Genomic DNA, 15,949 nt, shown 5'->3' on the forward strand with positions numbered 1-15,949 from the left:
CAGTTAGAGAATTATTGCAAGAGATTGCGGGTTCGGTTGCTACTGGGGTTCGTCGTTCTGGAAGTTGGGAGCGTTCTGTTGTTGATAGTCTTACAGGTTGGCAGGGGACATACAACCGCGGAATGTTAGCCGATTGTATTAAGAATGAAGTTGATGAGTAATTTCTAAATAAAACACCGCCCTCGAGTTTGGCGACCTAGGGCGGCGTTAGTAATCACAAAAGAGGTAATCAATCATGAGTTACTTAGTGCAAGAGCTTATCAAAGCTCACACTGAAAAAAAACCTATTCATTTGGGTCCATTAAAAGGCTCCGCGTTTAAGGCCTTACTTAATGAGCTAGCTGTTGTACGTCAGAGAGGAAAGCAATAATGAAAGCCGAAGATATCCTACGTATTCAAAAACTGGCGGCTCGTATTCGTACTATGTCGGTAATTAGTCAGGAAGGAAAGCTTCATGAGCTAGGCCAAGATGACATTCTCGAACTACTTGAGATGCAGCAAGAGCAAGCTAGTGAAATTGAGCGAATGGCTAATCGTGCGCTTAAGTCGATTACAGCTCGTTGATGTACAACGGTACTTTTTTCAAATTACTATTTGATTCAAAGTACATAACCATATGCGAAGTAAGCTAGTTTCTTCGCATATGGACTTTAAGTATTGGTATTCTCATTAAGAACGGAATTAAGAAGTATTTGTCATGACCAAGATTATCATTAAAAAGAGACGTACATTATCCTTGCCTAAGGTGACAAATCCGGAGCCAAAAGAGAAAAAATTATCTCGTGAAGAGCTGGATAAAATGGAAGCTGGGATCAAGCAGCAACGCAACGATGACTGTAAAAATTGGATCTTAGAAACCTGGCCGGAAATGTTTAATGAGGAAAATGTAAAGCCTTTAGCATTAGGGGTGCATCGAGATATAGCAATTGCACATCGAGAGGCCGGTGGCATTGAGGTTTTAGGTTTTGGGGCAATAAAGCCGGTTAACAGATTCTTATCCTCTTGGGTTAAGCGCAAGGCTTACCAAAAAGCACTGGCTAAACCTGATTCGAAGCGTTTCTCTCTTGATGGGGTCGAGGGAGATTTAGTGGACTTAAAGGATCGAGAGGATGCCATTAAAAGGATTAAAGTGATGAAGAATAAAGCTAAGAGTTCTAAAGGCCACCAATAGGAAATTATGCTCATGAAACAGCTAACGAGTTTACAGAAAGAAGAACTGCAAACATTCGAGAACCTTATCGAATCGAAAAAGCTTCATGATAGGCTTGTTGCTCTTTTCATGATTAATGTTACTGAAAGGAATGGTTTTCATGATCTGAGCGATTTAGCAAAGCACCATGTTTCTCGCTTGCCCTGCATTGCTCAGTTTCTTAAAGACAGGGGAATGGATAAAGATGCTGAAACACTGAGAGTCATTGCTGCATTATTTGAGGTTATGTCGGTTACTGGCCCTCTAGCTGCTCGAATAACAACTGATCAGAATAGAACGGCTCAAAATGAAAGGCATCAAAGAGTAAAACAGGAGTTGGTGCCCCTTATGGATGAGCTGATACATAATATTAAGCATCCAGTTACCCTTGATACTGGCGTTGATCTCTTTTTGGATGCTCACCCTGAGGTAGATCGTCCTTATTCCACAATTAAAAAGCTGTTTAAAGAACGGAGAGATCATCTTGGATACCCCTCTTTACTCAGAGGGAGGCCATCAGCGAAAAATCTATGAATTTTGTTTATTTAACTTTTTTCTTCTGCGTTCAGCTGTAGCTGCGGCATTCTTCTTTCTTTTTTCTGCAATGGCTAACTGCTTTCGTAACTCTACGGTTTCTTGGTTGGCTACACTAATTGCCTGTTGAGCTTGCCATCGAATGTCATTAATTGTTTGCTGCAGGCTGCTCTCTAATTCTTTGGCTCGGTTTTCTCTGTATTGAGCTTGTTGTTCTGCATGTTGAGTGCGTGTCATTTGTTCCTGAACCTCTGAACGAGCGTGCTTTAGTGCTCTTTTCTCTGCGGTCGAAATTCTTTCTTTAGCTTGCTTTTGGGCTTGGACCGCTTTTTGTTTGGCGGTTTTGAGCTCTTGGCTAGATAGGTGACCAAAGAGGTAAACGCTCATAGGTATGAGCAATACACAAAGTAAGATCAGAGTAGTCGCTACTGGCCAGAGTTGAACAAAGATATGCCAACCATCTACTTTGCTGTAGAGAGGGGCGAACTTTGCGGATTCTGTTTGGCCATTCCAGAACTGCCAGCCATCTTGTATTTTGTCGGTTGTATTGCCAATTTCAATCAGAGATAAGCTACTTACATATTGATGTGTGTGATCGCCTAAATACAACAAACCTATGATCAAGGCGATAAATAAGAACCATCTCATCGCAGATATACCTCTGTAATTTCTGGGCGAAAATGCCCCATTTCTTGGCTAACCGTTTCTAGCGCTTGCTCACGGGGAAGTCCTGAACTTTGTAGTTCGTGCATTCGTTCCTGGGCGTAGCTGTGCCGTAAACCATGCGCACCCTCAGACCATCCTAAACACCGGTTTGCAGCAGCTGAAAAAGAATTGCTCCATGCTTGCCCGCCACCAATGGCGTAATGACTGATATAGTGAATACCTCTATCAGTGGTGTGTTGGGGCGTTGCGTAACGTAGAGTCTCTAACTTCTGACTTAAACCATGAGGTATGAGAACATCACGCACTAATCCACCTTTTCCCTCTACTGTGTAAAGGTTTCCGTCACGACCACGCCATTTACTCTCTAAGGCCGGACGCTCATCAGGCAAGCGTTCTTCTCTGGGACGCAATGTCAGCAATTCATGAGCCCTGAGCCCACAAACGTGCGCTAGCTGGGTAGCAAGACGGTGTTTTTCACTTTGGTGTTGTGATACTAGATTCGCTTGTTCAGGAGTGTAAGCCCGAGAGTTTAGTGCTTGAGTTTGTTCTGATTTGATCACCGGTAGGGAGGTGGATTTTTCGAGGAGACATGTGACATGCTGCATCATGCACTGTATCGCTTGACGTTCCATATCGAGAGCTTTTTGTCCGACTTGCTCACCACGTTTTTCCAAATAAAGGAGTGCTTGTTCAGGTGTCAAACCTCTCAGACCGCCATCGATGCGTTGCTCTTTAGCATACTCAGCCACCCGGGTAAGGGCCTGTTCATAGTTTCGGACTGTACCAACTGATGAGAGAGTCTTTCCTTGAACGCTTTTCATAACACTGGCAGCTTGTTTGGCTGGACTTGCAAATTTACCCATTTTGTTGTTCCAGCCATCGAGCGACAGTAGAATGAACGACTTTGATGCGCTTTTTTCTTAGCCATCGTTGTAGCTCCGCAATACTACAGTCCTCACGGCGTAGGGCGAGAAGCTCCCCCTTGTATTGATCTAGCCTGGACTTTCTGCGGGTATATGATCGTTTTCGTATAACGCGAGTTTGCTGTTTGAGCGCTTCCGCTTCTTGGTGTGCATCAAACACAAACCACCTCCATTGTGCTGTAAGAACTACTGACTCTTTTAGAGTTCAGCGACAACTGAATGCCTATTCGCCACAGTTTAAGCATTAACGCTGCTTAGGTCTGACCGCTCTCACCTGTATTTCGAACCGCTATATTTAACTAGATAGGTTAACTCTAGAGCCTTATTTCGTTGGGCTAGCCGTTTCAGTTCCGCATTGAAAAAGCGCTATCGTGACGTGATAAATTCGACTCTTTTTGCTGTGGAGTGTCAGTTATCCAAGTATGGATCTCTGCTTTTACTGGCAGGTTCCAGATACTCAAGTTTGTATCTTGAGTCTCGGTTTTTATGAGAAACCGGCATGCCCTTTGGGGAAAACTCTAACGACTTCAAGGCGGTCGTTAATCGCTCACTTTCACTTGAAATATTAACAACCGAGGTATTTGTCAGCAATGTGTTTATTAAAATGTGCGCGAAATTGTCTAAAGCCACGGCCCCCGCTATGTAGCGACGATTTTAAGAGTCGTACATAGCGGGGGCTGTGCTCCCGAAATTTGCGAAATGAGAGATGGCTCTCTCGACTCTTATCGCGCTTCTTAGCGCGGGAGAGTGAGCCGTCTCTCGTTGAGTGAATTTGCGAGGGGGTGAGTGCGATGTGTGACGTATGGTTTTGAACTTCGTGCAAGTGGTGGTAACATGACCTATCATATATGATAATAAAAACGGTAAAGACGAATGGCTTGGAAAGTGGATTTTCATAGCGGCGTTGAAGATGAAATCCTATCAATGCCGCCAAAAATCCAAGCACGAATGATTAAGCTCCTGGAGCTGATTGAAATGCACGGTGCCAATCTGGGGCCGCCACATACGGAATCGATGGGTGATGGCCTGTTTGAGATCAGAGCCAAAGCACAAGAGGGGATCGGTCGAGGCTTGTTTTGTTATCTAAAAGGTCAGCATGTTTACGTGCTTAGAGCTTTTGTGAAGAAGTCGAATAAGACTCCAAAGAAAGAGATCGAACTGGCTCGAGAGAGAATGAAAGAGGTGAAACGATGAGTTTATCAGCACTGAAACAGAAAGCCTTTGAGAACCCAGAGGTGAAATCAGCGTATGACGAGCTGGGCGATGAGTTTGAGCTGATTAGCACGCTGATCACCATGCGAGAAAAGTCGGGACTGACTCAGGACGAAGTGGCCAAGAAGATGGGAACGCGAGCGCCGAATATTTCGCGATTGGAATCTGGCCGAGCAAACCCGAGCCTTAAAACCCTAGTAAGCTATGCACATGCTTGTGGCTTCAAACTCGATCTAGGGTTTAAACACGCTTAAGCGATGCCGAGATAGAAAACTATGAAAAACGCCCCTTTTAGGGGCTTTTTTATGCCTATTGTATAGTCATTCATTTGGGCGATTTGTTGCACGAAAAGTGTCGAAAAATTTCAGCGGATAAAGACCGTGATAGTGCATCAAAGAGTGATGAAAACACGCCTTAACGAAAGGATTGAGAGCAAAAGCGTTATTTTTGATAGCAAAAATGGCTATTTACCATAATGGGCATTTTACGCACCAAAAAAAAGATTATGCACACATTCGTTGTTGAGCGTTATAAACAACGAATGTGCGAACAGAAAAATAAGCCAACCTATTTAAAAGTGACAATCATCTACCAATTTAGGGTTATGTTTATTTTCACAGTGCTGGTTGAATACACAGCGCATAGCCTATATGTTAACAGTACCCATATATTTCATATGGTTTATTGTGAGGTAACATGAAAGCAAGAAATATTAATGGCACATCTAACCATACATGCGGTTGTGCGAGTTGGCTAAAACATTGGGAAAATTTCAGTGGTGAAACTGCTGGGTTGTGTGTTGAGAAAAGTTGTATGAGTAACGCGACAGTTGGTGCTCACGTCCAAAAGGAGGGGGTGTTAGATCAACACTGGTATATTATCCCTTTGTGTTCAGCTCATAACAATCAACAAGGAGAGGTTATTGAGCTTTATGGTAACCCTACTTTTGTCTCTGCTAATGTAAGTGAGACTTGTGGTTGATCTAACGTAGCATTCGCTCAACGAATCGAAAGGTCGCTTATTGGTGGCCTTTTTTAGATGGGAACGTTAAAAAACGATATAGGAAGTGGCGGTAAGATGGCGACAACGGTTTATTTTGAAGAGATAGTAAAAGACCAAGGTGATGTTAATGAAATGGATATTGAGTTAGGACGTTCTTCATATTATGAAGAAGATAGCATCTATATAAAGGTTGATGGCAAGTTGGTAATCATGGATCGAAAGATGGCTAAAAAATTTGTTGAAGCTGTGGTTGATGTCGGTTTTTATCATGGCTTTGTTGAGTAATTAAATTCACTTTACTATCCATGTTTATGGAGAATAAAGTGTTAAGGTCTATTCATTTTAATAGACCTTATTTGTCAATTGCACATCATAAACTATAGCGGTGAAATTGGATTCCCTTTCACTATCTCACCCGCTGACATCATACAGGTCATGACACCTGTAGCGATCCCCCACGCTTTCTCCCTTGCTGTTTTTTCACCATATTTTTCAGTCATCTTCTCGATAAATACGTCATACCAGGGGTTGGTTTTGTATTTTATACCATCGTCCTCAAGCATTTCGATTTGTAATGCAGCTGGCTTGGTGGTGACCTCGTCAAAGTTAATGTCTAACTCGTTTTCCATTGTTTCAAAGTATAGATGGCAATCTTCTGGTGATTCATCAAGATCATTAATCAAAATATCGAGAATGGCGCTTTTAGTTAGCATGGCTTGGTAGTGTTTCATTTTCTTCATTGCTAAGCGTTCTGATTCGATAGTCTGATTTGTCTGTTTTTTTTCTGCCTTTCTCTTCGCATTGCGTTTCTGAACTTTCTTGGCTCGCTTATTCATTGGTGCCCTCTTTGGGTGAGTTGAGTTTTTTAAATAAATATTTCCGTATCGTTCTATTTAACGGTTTTCTTTTCTTGCATCCTAGTATTCATACCACGTTTTAAAGAGGTGCGATATGAACTCAAGACAAGGCCGCGGTCTCTTTCCCTCAAAAGAAGAGCGCCGTTTTTATATTCGAAAATTAAGAGCTCAAGCTGATTCAGGGGATCCTTTGAGCATAAAAGTTCTACTGGAGCTCGATGACCGTCGCCGTGCTCTGTCTGAGTTAGAGATTTTATCGTCGAAAGAAACTAAGCCTAAAGAAAGTAATAGCTAAGGAGCATTGTGTGACTGATAACCTTAAAACAATTCAAAGCATGATCGATGCTACAAAGGAAGCGCTAAACAATTGTAAGCCGGCATCATTGAAAGAATCCGACATAGATAAAGCCGCGAAATCTCGTGCTCTTTTAAAGGATAAGTTGGCTTTATTGGAATCTGAGGAGCAAAAAGAGCTACAAGCGATTGCTGAAGCGGAAGCTATTGCTAAACAACATCGTCGAGAATCTCTTTTTCGAAATATTATTGAAAACTACCAAAAAGATGAAGATGAATATCGAGCGTTTAATCAAAAGATAGAAAAGAAACTTGAAGAATTATTCACGCTTATGCGTGAAAAAGATGCTCTTTTCTCGATTAAGTCGCTAGGGATTAAAACTGCGGATTTGGATCCAGAAGAGCGTAAATGTTTGTTTGATATGGTGCGAGGTATTCGTCCGTCAGAAGCCAAATATGCCATGAATCTCGGGTCGGTTTGGCAGCTCGCCTTAGAGAATACGTTAGAAAGTGACTCGACTTTGTACTGTGCGATGAAACGTTTCCCTGAAAATTATAGTCACCCTGAAAGTATGAAAGGAATGGGTATTCAATCGATTCCTCTATGGTGTGAAGAAATGATGATTTCATCTTCTGAAGATATTGATGCTGAAAATACTGTCACCCCTTAACGTAAAGGGAAGCGCTTCCTACGTGCGCAGTCGGTGGTTCTAAATGGTAGGGGCGGTTAGTCGGTGAGTGCGCTTGAAAAACCCCGACGGGTGGCAGAGATTTTCCTGGTCTCGTGGTCACCATATTTTTTATTTAACCAACATTTTTTTGTTGTTACTGAGTGAAAATTCATTCGGTAAAGTTCGTCTAGGGTGCCCCAATAATGAAGAACGCTGCTTATAAAATTCTGGCTAATCGCCAAGATATCACCGCAAAAATTAGTGATCGTCTTATTCGCTTGTCATTACATGATTCGGTTGGTTTTGAGAATGATACGGCTGAGTTCGAGATCGACAATCGTGATAGTGCGGTTGAGATACCACCTACTGGTGCTGAGCTTGATATTTACATTGGCCATGAGAATGCGCTTTCGTATCGCGGTACGTACACCGTAGACGAAATTGAGGAGTCGCTTGATGCGGATCTCCTGACGATTAAGGCACAAGCAGCCAAGATGAAGAACTCATTAAAAGCACCTAGGGATAGCAGTTATGACGATATAACTCTGGGTGAGTTGGCTAGCCAGATAGCGGATAGACATGGTTATCAGCCAGCGATAGCGGACTCTATGGCCAATATTACGTTTACTCATATCGATCAACTAGGTGAATCGGATATGAGTTTGTTAACTCGACTCACTAAGGTGAATAACGGGGTTTTTAAAATTGCAGCGAATCGTCTGATTATCTTGCAAAAAGGGGAAGGAAAGTCAGTCAGTGGTAAAGAGTTGCCCAGAGTGACAATTAACGATCCAGAGAACTCTACAGGTAGTGTCACGATTAAAGATAGAGAAGAGTATCAATCAGTTGTTGCGTGTTGGTTTGATGAACAGAACCAGGTAAGGGTGGCAGAAACGGTAGGGAGCGGTGAGCCTCAGTTCGTGATCAAGAAGAATCATATTGATCAACTGGCCGCAAAAACAGCCGCTAAAGCCAAGCTCGCCGAGTTACGCCGTGGTAATGGTTCGCTGTCTATTACTCGACCATTATCACCGGAGATTGCACCGGAAGGATATCTTGTTCTAGAGAATCATAAACAAAGTGCGAATGGTGAATGGTTAGTTGAAAGTGTGGAGCATGTTATTGAGTCTGGTCGTGTAGCTACGACTTCGGCTTCTTGTGTGATTAAAGGCGCTATTTGACGTTCTCTTTCCGAATTTAGAGCTTGCCTTATTAATTTAAAAAAAGAGTAAAACGTAATGGGTACTCAGGTTATTAAGTTTTCAGAGAGTGAAATCAAAAAGCATCAAACTAACCATGAGGTTAGTGAGTTGCGTGATCCTCGTTACCCGTTGCGTCTACGTTTTCGAGCAAAACGCGCTAAAGCTTCCTGGTATGTCGTACGCTGCCGTAATAGCGGCTCAGAATGGCATAAAGTGGGTGATTGGCCACACCTGAAAGCGAAAGATGTAATTGCCAGTCTAAGCCAGTTGCAAGCTAAGATCGCCTGTGAAACCAACTTAGGCATGTTAGAACCAGGTTTTCAAACCGTGGGTGAGGCGTTGCAGTGGTATCTATTACGTAGTCAAAGCGATACCACGATCACCTCGTCCCGTCGAACGACCATTAAGTGGGCGGTGACTCGTCACCTTATCCCGTTGCTTGGTCATATAGATGTGAAAGACATCGACCACGCCAAATTGGATGAATTGATGTTCTGGCCACTGCAACAGCAATACGAACTTTCGACTGTGCGGTCATTATGGGGCGTATTGAAGCAAGCCTTTCGCCGAGCGCAAAAACTGAAGCACATCGAGTTAAGCCCTTTGGGGGGCTTTGAGTTCAGCGACTTCATTGAAGCCAAGATAAAACCCAAACCATCAGAGTTAAGTGGTGATCAGTTAGATGAAGTTCACGCTGCGGCGGTCAATGCCTCTGTGCCGGCACGAGCGATGCTACTCATCATGTTGCTGCATGGGACTCGTATCGGTGAAACCCGCTTAGCGAAATGGTCACAGCTGTGCTTTGATTCTCGCCGTTGGTTTATCCCTGAGGGTGTTACCAAAACCAAACAAGCACTGACGCTACCACTCACTGAGCAAGCCATTCACATCTTTAAGCAGTATCGAGCCTGGCAAAAACAAAACGGCTATGAGGGCGTGTTCCTGTTCCCGAACTTGCGACACCGTAACGCCATCACCAGTAACCGAGCAAACCAATTGATTGGTGAGATCAGTCTGGGGGAGTGGACCAGCCACTCTATCCGTAAGTTAGCCCGTTCGACCTGGATGGATTTAGGTATCGATTACATGGTGTGTGAGTTCTTACTGAACCACGCCATGAACCGATTAGATCAAACCTATATCCACACATTTGCCGAGCAACAAAAGCAGCAAGCCCTGGAGAAATATCACGATTGGCTACGCCAGAATCATGCGCCCCTGCTTAGTCTATTGGTGACTACGACAACACTGAGATCATTCCTAGAGTCGAAAGCCCGCGAACCCACACGTAGCAAGGGCTAAGCCCACATGACGTAATTTATTACAGAAGACAATAACAATCACCGAACACCGCCAGCTTCCTAGGTGTGCTGTTTCGATGAAATAGGGAGCTAGATCCTTATAAAACAAATGGTTGCACGGTGTTCGCCCCAGAAGTCGGGGGACCCTGGAGTTTTGAAAGTTAACCACGGGTGCGAGGCCCGCGGTATACGACAAATTTTCCAGTTTCCTATGCACCGACACCAGTGTCCGCATGGTGGTGCCGAAATCTAGGCAGGACAAGGGATAAAAGGTGTCGATTTAGGGGATGGGAATCGTTGTTAGTGCCGTTTTAATCAAACAGGAGTAACAGTATGGCAAAAAAAAGGTATCAAACCGCTCAAAACCATTTACGCAACGTCACCGAACTTGGGGAGATGTTCGATTTGAATCGTGACACGGTAAGAAAGCGACTCTCTGCAAAGTGTATTCAGCCTTTCGCAAAACACCGAGGCGTGAATGTTTATATTGTTCGAGAGGCCGCAGAAGCAATTATCGAATATGAGTTAAGAGAGGCGCTGCATTTATGAGTAAACAACATTTATCCACCGTTATTGAATTATCCAAAATGTTGAATTTTGATCGTGGAACGATTCGGTCGCGCTTATTTGTTGGAAAGGTTTTTCATGAATATGAGCGTAACGGAGTTCGTTATTACTCAACTGCAAAAGCCTGTGAAGCGGTTTACCGGGTTGAATTTGGGCGATAGGTGGAGCAATGAGTGAACAAAAACACAAATTAACGATGATGCTAGGCATGGTTGATAACTTAACTGGACCGATCCAAAAAGTGACAACCCAAACGGCTAAAGTGGGCGATCAGATCAAGGCGACACAAGACCGATTAAAGCAGTTAGGCCAACAGCAATCCGATATTGACCATTTTAAAAAATTAAAATCGTCAGTAAGTCAGACTTCAACCGCTTTACAGGCGGCAAACGAGAAAGTGAGCCAACTAGCGGCAGGGATGAAAAATAGTGCCAGCCCTACCCAAAAGATGATTAAGGAATTTAGCCAGGCACAATTGGCCGCGAAGAAATTAAAGGAGCAGCACGCACAAGAGATCACCCAATTACAACAGTTGCGCAGTAAGTTAAATGACTCTGGGATCTCGACTCGTCGATTAAGTGAGGCGGTGAGAAAAATTCGAAGTGATACGAGTTTGTATAATAAGGAGCTGGCACAGCAACAGGCGCACCTTGATCAAGTTGCTCAACGTCAGAACAAACTTCAAGCTATTCGTAACAGTGCCACCAATGCCAGCGGCGCAATTACGGGCGCAGCGGGCGGTTTAAGTCTTGCTGGAATGTCGGATCCTGCATTACAGGCACAGCAAGCCGCATCACAGCTTGCCGCTACGCATGGACAAGGCCGCGCTGAGGCTGAGAAGTATCGAGATATGATCACCAAGATTTATAGCTCGAATACGTACTCAATGGCAGAGACGCAGGAGGCTATATCAGCGGTAACATCGACACTTGGCGGACTCAATAAAGCCTCTTCTGAATCCATCATTGCGTTGACACAAAATGCCGCCGCGATTAGTCAGGCTTACGGCATTGCAGCGACGGATTCTGTTCAAATGGCTTCGCAGCTTGTCAAAAATGGCTTGGTTCAAAATACGACACAAGCGTTTGATCTTATTAGCGCAGGTTTGCAGCAAATGTCCGCTTCTATGCGTGGGGAACTGCCCGATATTCTGAATGAATACGGCACTCACTTTAAGAATATGGGGTTTTCTGGTGATGAGGCGATGAGGCTGTTAGTTGATGCCTCTAAATCGGGAAAAATTGCGCTAGATAAAACAGGGGACGCGATAAAAGAGTTTACGCTCCGTGGCTCCAATATGTCGAAGTCGTCAGTAGAGGCTTACGAACAAATCGGGCTATCAGCGGCAGATATGGCCAACGCGATTGTGCAAGGAGGTCCGTCGGCACGTGATGCCCTGACTCAAACAGCAAAAGGCTTATTGGCGATTAGTGATCCGGCGGAACGCGCAAACGCGGCGATAGCTTTGTTTGGCACGCCTCTAGAGGATCTATCAATTGATAAAATCCCCGAATTTCTCAACGCAATGGCGAGTGCGGGCGGCGGCATGGGTAATTTAACCGGCACCGCCGACAAGTTAGCCGACACACTCAATAATAACGGGTTAAGTAGCATTCAATTATTGGGTAAAGCGTTGAGCGGCTCAATGATGAAGACGTTTAATGATCTTGAGCCTCAAATCATAGCGGTAACATCGGCGGTGAAAGGCTTTATTGAAAATAATCCAAAAGTCGTTACGGCGGTGGTCTCGGTTGGGGCGTTAATTGCCACCCTCGCGGCCGTTGGTGGCATTACTTCACTGGTTATAACGGCATTGTCGGGATTAGGTGCGATCCTTACGACAATTAAGCTTGTTACGTCACTTTTGACGTTTGAACAAATGAAGCTTACCGCCTCGATGATGCTATCAAGAGTGACCGCTCTTGCTTCTGGTGTGGCATTACTTGCCTTATCTGGTACACAAAAAGCGTTAGCTGCAGGAACTGCGATTATGACGGGTGCGCAATGGGCTTTAAATGCGGCGATGACAGCTAACCCTATCGGATTGATCATTGCTGGCGTGGCCGCGTTAGTGGGTGTGGCTGCGTTGGTAGTGAAATATTGGGAGCCTTTGGGGAATTTCTTTTCCGGACTCTGGGATAACTTAAAAACAACGTTCTCCATTGGCTGGGAGCTTATCAAGTCGATCATTACTTACTCGCCATTAGGGGCGCTCATGCAAGCGTGGGAGCCATTAACCGAATTTTTTGGCGGCCTGTGGGCACGAGTGACAGGCGTGTTTTCGTCGGGCATGGAAGTCATTGCAGGAATGCTTTCAACCGTTTCAGGATGGTGGGATAGCTTGTTTGGTGATGATGACCATACCGAAAAACGTTTAAACGTAACCCAAACCATGACGGGAGCTGCGGCGGCTTTGCCTGCGGTTACCAATACGGCCGCAGTGCCTGCGTTTAGCCCTAGCCAGTCCGGTGCGATGGTGGCCAATGGTGGGATAATGCCGGCCTCAGCTCTCAGTGTTGGATCTGTACCTGCTAAAACGGGCGGCGATCGTTATTACACCGATAACAGCACTGTGGAATTTGTTATTCACGCTGCACCAGGTATGGATGAACGTGAACTAGCAGAGCAAATTGATAGACGTTTAGCTCAGCATAAGCGTGCGCAAGAGCGTCGTTCTAGAACGATGATGTTTGATTAGTGGGGGATATTATGGGGCGTAAAGCACGAGAGAAGAGGCTTAATAAATTTTGGGAACAATGCCAAACGGATGCCAAGAACGCAACAGAGGCAGAAAAAAAGCAAGCCGCATCTATTTTCGCGGATCTTTCAAAAGAACACCCAGTAAAACGCTCAGAACAATTCGGGCGCGCTTTAAACCGTGTTTTTGATGATTTTGGGGATACCTTGGGCGGCTTGGTTATGGTGGAGTTTGCTAAGTCTGAGGGTGTTTATAGGACTTAACGTCCTGATTAAATTGAAAATTAGTAAAGAAATAAAGAATTAAAGAAAGGAAAAGCCACAAAATCTCACAACATGGCGTTGTTTGATTGATTAAAGAGGTATACAGGGGCTATTATAGGCCCAGAAACGAGAAAGGCAGCCCGCCAAGGCTGCCTATCTCTAATTCGTTACCCACACGGCGCCAACCGTGAAAGAACTGAACTCTCAAAGTCAATTCTATGGGTAACGAGCGAACTTATCAAGTTTTTAACGTTACTAAGATGGAATTGAATATGAAAAAAACAGGCAATCGCTGCGGCCATGACCGCCAAAACCCAACAACTAAACTTGTTTATGAGTTTAAGAACCAACCCGCGGTACTAAGAACCCTTGCTGAGCGTATCGAACGCTTTAATCGCAATCGTTCTGTTATTCCTATGTTATCGGCTTCTCGCAATTCAAAGAGAACACGCCGTAGTGAATCTGCTGAATCTATCGCTTTGGTACTCAAGTGCATCACGAAGTATATTGACCTAGTGACCTTTAAGGTTGGCTTTTTCATGTCAGGCAAGTGGTTCAATCTGTCATACAAGAAGATCCAAGAACACACGGGGCTATCTCAATTTCGTGTATTGCGTGCAATGGCTGAGATTCAGCGCGTCGGCTTGGTTGGCTTGCATGAAATTTACGAAGAAATCACCGACCAGAACGGTAATAAACGTAAGATCGCCAAAGTTGCGGTGAAAACAGTAAACCTTGCGTTGTTCGCTGTCTTTGGCATGGAAAAAACATGCGTTAAAGAGCGGAAAAAAGCCTCAAAACGCCTCGCTCAGAAAGAGCAAAAAGCAAGAGACGCGGCGAACGCGCCTAAACAACAGTTAAACCCTAACGGACTATCGGGTTACGCATTCTTCCAAGCTGCGCGCCAAGCATTAAAGAACCAAACGAAGAAGATAAACAAGAAGCGCTCATGTAATGATAGCGTTGAAGAAGCTTTCGTTTGGGATGATGGCATACCCTACTGATTAAACCGCTTTAGAATTGAATCTAGCCCCTTAACTGGGGCGTTTTGCGTTGCTCAATCTGTAAAACTAGTCAGTATTACAGACATCTCCCCTCAGTTTTTCGTTCATCCCCCTCGTCTTTCTTGGCGTTTTAGCTTCAGGTCGTCTCGATCTTGTTCTTGTTTTAGTTATCCACAATTTAAGTGCAATGAAAGGATACTTTAAGTGCTACCCGTTAAACGTCAGATAAAAAGATATCTAACTAAAGGGCTTACGCCCAATAATGATGACAGACCATTTCCTAGCTAAAGCTAGGGGTCTGACTGGTGATCGCTGATTCTTCCTTTTGTCATTCGACCGTCTAGATCAGCTCACTCTGAAAGTATGCAACCCTGCGGGGCTTGTCGCTTCGCGACGGCTTATTAGTATGAAGCAGGGAAGTTTAAGCAGTAACAACTGCGTGACACGTCACGCTAAAAGAAATCAAAAAAACATCGATTTGACACTATAATGATATCTTTACTGTATTGGCCTTATTTTCTTAAAGGAGGGCTTATGCCTGTTATTTGTGTTGCCAATTCAAAAGGTGGTACAGGGAAAACAACAGTTTCATTGAATCTAATTCATCATTTAGAGCCAGATTTCATAATCGATTTGGATATACACAAGGGGTTAAGTGATTTGAATAGATTAGGAGGTCAGTTAGATATACATCGAACTAGAGACACAGGTCAGCTTTTAAGTTGGTTGCAAAATGAAGAAAAGCTAATCTTTGTCGATACTGGCGGATTTGATTCAACACTAAATCGAATTGCATTAGGCCAATCTGATTTCATTTTAACACCGACAGGTGAGGATCCATCCGACCAGTTAAGGTTATTAGATTTTGACGAAACAATGGCCGCCGTTAGTGATGAAGTAAATGAAAACCTTGTAGCACATGTATTGTTGAATCGAGTTCATCATAGTCGTCGTTCTTTTGATGATTTTGACGAACTGATAGGAGGGCTTAAACATATGGTTCGGTTGCCTAATGTTATCCCTCAGTCAGCCGCATTACCAAAAGCCGCATTTAATGGTTCAGCGGTTAAGTCTGGGACGATTGCTGCACACTTCTCAAAACTCGCAAAAGAAATCAAAAAGAAACTATAAAGATATTGAAAAGATATCTTTTGGGTGTATATTACGTTTTAAAAGCTAAAGAGGTGCTAGTTATGGCAAAGCGTGGAATTAGTCATAGGTCTGATGATAAGCCTGTTATGTCTGATGAGGTGAAAGCTGAGGTTTTCAATAAAACTATTCGAGGTATTCCAACAAAGTTAAGGGATGAATTCGACCGTCTTAAAGTGCAAGGGAAAGTTCATGGAAGTTTAAATAGCTACATGGTGTATGCGTTAGCTCAACAGTTAGAGCGCGATAGTTAATAGGGGCGAATAATTATGAGTAGAAAGTTACAGATAGAATTATCAGATGAAACTTTTGCTTATCTTGAGATGCTGGCATTTGGTCTTGAAGTAGAGAGAAGTGAAAAGGATGATTTAAGCGATTGGAAAGGGTTTGATAAACAGAAAAACGACTTCGGGCCCG

The 15,949-nt window shown here is 43.9% G+C and carries 21 protein-coding genes; 18 read left to right on the top strand and 3 right to left on the bottom strand.

Translation table 11 applies throughout. The annotated features are described in order from the left end of the window. Positions 1 to 369: 369 nt before the first annotated feature. From ABT56_RS20105 to ABT56_RS20115, 3 genes are all read left to right on the top strand, one after another. Positions 370 to 564, top strand: coding sequence for a hypothetical protein (locus ABT56_RS20105; RefSeq protein ID WP_047880715.1), 195 nt, complete (start codon positions 370 to 372; stop codon positions 562 to 564). 133 nt (positions 565 to 697) lie between these two features. Continuing rightward, positions 698 to 1,171, top strand: a complete 474-nt coding sequence (locus ABT56_RS20110; protein WP_047880716.1) for a ProQ/FINO family protein — start codon at positions 698 to 700, stop codon at positions 1,169 to 1,171. Between the two features lie 12 nt (positions 1,172 to 1,183). After that, positions 1,184 to 1,723 (top strand): hypothetical protein, encoded by a 540-nt coding sequence (locus ABT56_RS20115; protein WP_047880717.1) that lies wholly within the window; start codon positions 1,184 to 1,186, stop codon positions 1,721 to 1,723. Here the strand turns inward: ABT56_RS20115 and ABT56_RS20120 are convergent. Together ABT56_RS20120 and ABT56_RS20125 are read right to left on the bottom strand one after the other, a co-directional pair. Continuing rightward, the gene (locus ABT56_RS20120; RefSeq protein ID WP_047880718.1) at positions 1,718 to 2,371 is read right to left on the bottom strand and encodes a hypothetical protein; all 654 of its coding nucleotides are present in this window, start codon (positions 2,369 to 2,371) and stop codon (positions 1,718 to 1,720) included. The two genes, ABT56_RS20115 and ABT56_RS20120, sit on opposite strands and share 6 nt — an antisense overlap. Next, positions 2,368 to 3,252 carry a site-specific integrase gene (locus ABT56_RS20125; RefSeq protein WP_047880719.1) on the bottom strand — a complete coding sequence of 295 codons (885 nt, stop codon included), beginning with the start codon at positions 3,250 to 3,252 and terminating at the stop codon, positions 2,368 to 2,370. The genes ABT56_RS20120 and ABT56_RS20125 overlap by 4 nt, the downstream gene beginning before the upstream one ends. A 933-nt stretch (positions 3,253 to 4,185) precedes the next feature. Here ABT56_RS20125 and ABT56_RS20135 point away from each other — a divergent pair. From ABT56_RS20135 to ABT56_RS20150, 4 genes are all read left to right on the top strand, one after another. After that, positions 4,186 to 4,506 carry a type II toxin-antitoxin system RelE/ParE family toxin gene (locus ABT56_RS20135; protein WP_031418082.1) on the top strand — a complete coding sequence of 107 codons (321 nt, stop codon included), beginning with the start codon at positions 4,186 to 4,188 and terminating at the stop codon, positions 4,504 to 4,506. Further along, positions 4,503 to 4,778, top strand: a complete 276-nt coding sequence (locus tag ABT56_RS20140) for a helix-turn-helix domain-containing protein (RefSeq protein WP_047880721.1) — start codon at positions 4,503 to 4,505, stop codon at positions 4,776 to 4,778. The genes ABT56_RS20135 and ABT56_RS20140 overlap by 4 nt, the downstream gene beginning before the upstream one ends. Positions 4,779 to 5,220: 442 nt before the next feature. Next, positions 5,221 to 5,505, top strand: a complete 285-nt coding sequence (locus ABT56_RS24100; RefSeq protein WP_157037933.1) for a hypothetical protein — start codon at positions 5,221 to 5,223, stop codon at positions 5,503 to 5,505. Between the two features lie 57 nt (positions 5,506 to 5,562). Continuing rightward, complete coding sequence (locus ABT56_RS20150; protein WP_240478368.1) at positions 5,563 to 5,811, top strand: hypothetical protein; 249 nt, start codon at positions 5,563 to 5,565, stop codon at positions 5,809 to 5,811. A gap of 92 nt (positions 5,812 to 5,903) precedes the next feature. Here the strand turns inward: ABT56_RS20150 and ABT56_RS20155 are convergent, their stop codons facing one another. Continuing rightward, on the bottom strand, positions 5,904 to 6,362 hold the full coding sequence (locus ABT56_RS20155; RefSeq protein WP_047880724.1) for a hypothetical protein: 459 nt from the start codon (positions 6,360 to 6,362) through the stop codon (positions 5,904 to 5,906). Positions 6,363 to 6,477: 115 nt separating this feature from the next. On the opposite strand from ABT56_RS20155, the gene ABT56_RS20160 reads away from it, so the two are divergent. The 11 genes from ABT56_RS20160 (at position 6,478) to ABT56_RS20205 (ending at position 15,786) form a co-directional block, all read left to right on the top strand. Further along, the gene (locus ABT56_RS20160) at positions 6,478 to 6,678 is read left to right on the top strand and encodes a hypothetical protein (RefSeq protein ID WP_047880725.1); all 201 of its coding nucleotides are present in this window, start codon (positions 6,478 to 6,480) and stop codon (positions 6,676 to 6,678) included. A 10-nt stretch (positions 6,679 to 6,688) separates the two neighbouring features. Continuing rightward, the gene (locus ABT56_RS20165) at positions 6,689 to 7,348 is read left to right on the top strand and encodes a hypothetical protein (RefSeq protein ID WP_047880726.1); all 660 of its coding nucleotides are present in this window, start codon (positions 6,689 to 6,691) and stop codon (positions 7,346 to 7,348) included. Positions 7,349 to 7,551: 203 nt separating this feature from the next. Beyond that, on the top strand, positions 7,552 to 8,529 hold the full coding sequence (locus tag ABT56_RS20170) for a contractile injection system protein, VgrG/Pvc8 family (protein WP_047880727.1): 978 nt from the start codon (positions 7,552 to 7,554) through the stop codon (positions 8,527 to 8,529). 57 nt (positions 8,530 to 8,586) lie between these two features. Further along, positions 8,587 to 9,852: a tyrosine-type recombinase/integrase gene (locus tag ABT56_RS20175; protein ID WP_047880728.1), complete on the top strand. Its 1,266-nt coding sequence runs from the start codon at positions 8,587 to 8,589 to the stop codon at positions 9,850 to 9,852. Positions 9,853 to 10,184: 332 nt separating this feature from the next. Continuing rightward, positions 10,185 to 10,400 carry a hypothetical protein gene (locus tag ABT56_RS20180; RefSeq protein ID WP_047880729.1) on the top strand — a complete coding sequence of 72 codons (216 nt, stop codon included), beginning with the start codon at positions 10,185 to 10,187 and terminating at the stop codon, positions 10,398 to 10,400. Next, on the top strand, positions 10,397 to 10,579 hold the full coding sequence (locus tag ABT56_RS24105; protein ID WP_157037934.1) for a hypothetical protein: 183 nt from the start codon (positions 10,397 to 10,399) through the stop codon (positions 10,577 to 10,579). Before ABT56_RS20180 ends, ABT56_RS24105 begins: the two co-directional genes overlap by 4 nt. Positions 10,580 to 10,587: 8 nt before the next feature. Then, positions 10,588 to 13,116 (top strand): phage tail tape measure protein, encoded by a 2,529-nt coding sequence (locus tag ABT56_RS20185; RefSeq protein WP_047880730.1) that lies wholly within the window; start codon positions 10,588 to 10,590, stop codon positions 13,114 to 13,116. Between the two features lie 11 nt (positions 13,117 to 13,127). Beyond that, positions 13,128 to 13,379, top strand: coding sequence for a hypothetical protein (locus tag ABT56_RS20190; RefSeq protein ID WP_157037935.1), 252 nt, complete (start codon positions 13,128 to 13,130; stop codon positions 13,377 to 13,379). A gap of 272 nt (positions 13,380 to 13,651) precedes the next feature. Next, complete coding sequence (locus tag ABT56_RS20195; RefSeq protein WP_047880732.1) at positions 13,652 to 14,383, top strand: hypothetical protein; 732 nt, start codon at positions 13,652 to 13,654, stop codon at positions 14,381 to 14,383. Between the two features lie 534 nt (positions 14,384 to 14,917). Further along, complete coding sequence (locus ABT56_RS20200) at positions 14,918 to 15,514, top strand: ParA family protein (RefSeq protein WP_047880733.1); 597 nt, start codon at positions 14,918 to 14,920, stop codon at positions 15,512 to 15,514. A gap of 62 nt (positions 15,515 to 15,576) precedes the next feature. Further along, positions 15,577 to 15,786 carry a hypothetical protein gene (locus ABT56_RS20205; protein ID WP_047880734.1) on the top strand — a complete coding sequence of 70 codons (210 nt, stop codon included), beginning with the start codon at positions 15,577 to 15,579 and terminating at the stop codon, positions 15,784 to 15,786. Positions 15,787 to 15,949 lie beyond the last annotated feature (163 nt).

The sequence above is a fragment of the Photobacterium aquae genome (genome assembly GCF_001029445.1).
Taxonomy (GTDB): Bacteria; Pseudomonadota; Gammaproteobacteria; order Enterobacterales; family Vibrionaceae; genus Photobacterium; species Photobacterium aquae.

Coding starts and splice junctions, on each gene's coding strand:
- ABT56_RS20105 (WP_047880715.1), top strand. CDS start 370: ATGAAAGCCGAAGATATCCTACGTATTCAAAAACTGGCGGCTCGTATT.
- ABT56_RS20110 (WP_047880716.1), top strand. CDS start 698: ATGACCAAGATTATCATTAAAAAGAGACGTACATTATCCTTGCCTAAG.
- ABT56_RS20115 (WP_047880717.1), top strand. CDS start 1,184: ATGAAACAGCTAACGAGTTTACAGAAAGAAGAACTGCAAACATTCGAG.
- ABT56_RS20120 (WP_047880718.1), bottom strand. CDS start 2,371: ATGAGATGGTTCTTATTTATCGCCTTGATCATAGGTTTGTTGTATTTA.
- ABT56_RS20125 (WP_047880719.1), bottom strand. CDS start 3,252: ATGGGTAAATTTGCAAGTCCAGCCAAACAAGCTGCCAGTGTTATGAAA.
- ABT56_RS20135 (WP_031418082.1), top strand. CDS start 4,186: ATGGCTTGGAAAGTGGATTTTCATAGCGGCGTTGAAGATGAAATCCTA.
- ABT56_RS20140 (WP_047880721.1), top strand. CDS start 4,503: ATGAGTTTATCAGCACTGAAACAGAAAGCCTTTGAGAACCCAGAGGTG.
- ABT56_RS24100 (WP_157037933.1), top strand. CDS start 5,221: ATGAAAGCAAGAAATATTAATGGCACATCTAACCATACATGCGGTTGT.
- ABT56_RS20150 (WP_240478368.1), top strand. CDS start 5,563: ATGGGAACGTTAAAAAACGATATAGGAAGTGGCGGTAAGATGGCGACA.
- ABT56_RS20155 (WP_047880724.1), bottom strand. CDS start 6,362: ATGAATAAGCGAGCCAAGAAAGTTCAGAAACGCAATGCGAAGAGAAAG.
- ABT56_RS20160 (WP_047880725.1), top strand. CDS start 6,478: ATGAACTCAAGACAAGGCCGCGGTCTCTTTCCCTCAAAAGAAGAGCGC.
- ABT56_RS20170 (WP_047880727.1), top strand. CDS start 7,552: ATGAAGAACGCTGCTTATAAAATTCTGGCTAATCGCCAAGATATCACC.
- ABT56_RS20175 (WP_047880728.1), top strand. CDS start 8,587: ATGGGTACTCAGGTTATTAAGTTTTCAGAGAGTGAAATCAAAAAGCAT.
- ABT56_RS20180 (WP_047880729.1), top strand. CDS start 10,185: ATGGCAAAAAAAAGGTATCAAACCGCTCAAAACCATTTACGCAACGTC.
- ABT56_RS24105 (WP_157037934.1), top strand. CDS start 10,397: ATGAGTAAACAACATTTATCCACCGTTATTGAATTATCCAAAATGTTG.
- ABT56_RS20185 (WP_047880730.1), top strand. CDS start 10,588: ATGAGTGAACAAAAACACAAATTAACGATGATGCTAGGCATGGTTGAT.
- ABT56_RS20190 (WP_157037935.1), top strand. CDS start 13,128: ATGGGGCGTAAAGCACGAGAGAAGAGGCTTAATAAATTTTGGGAACAA.
- ABT56_RS20195 (WP_047880732.1), top strand. CDS start 13,652: ATGAAAAAAACAGGCAATCGCTGCGGCCATGACCGCCAAAACCCAACA.
- ABT56_RS20200 (WP_047880733.1), top strand. CDS start 14,918: ATGCCTGTTATTTGTGTTGCCAATTCAAAAGGTGGTACAGGGAAAACA.
- ABT56_RS20205 (WP_047880734.1), top strand. CDS start 15,577: ATGGCAAAGCGTGGAATTAGTCATAGGTCTGATGATAAGCCTGTTATG.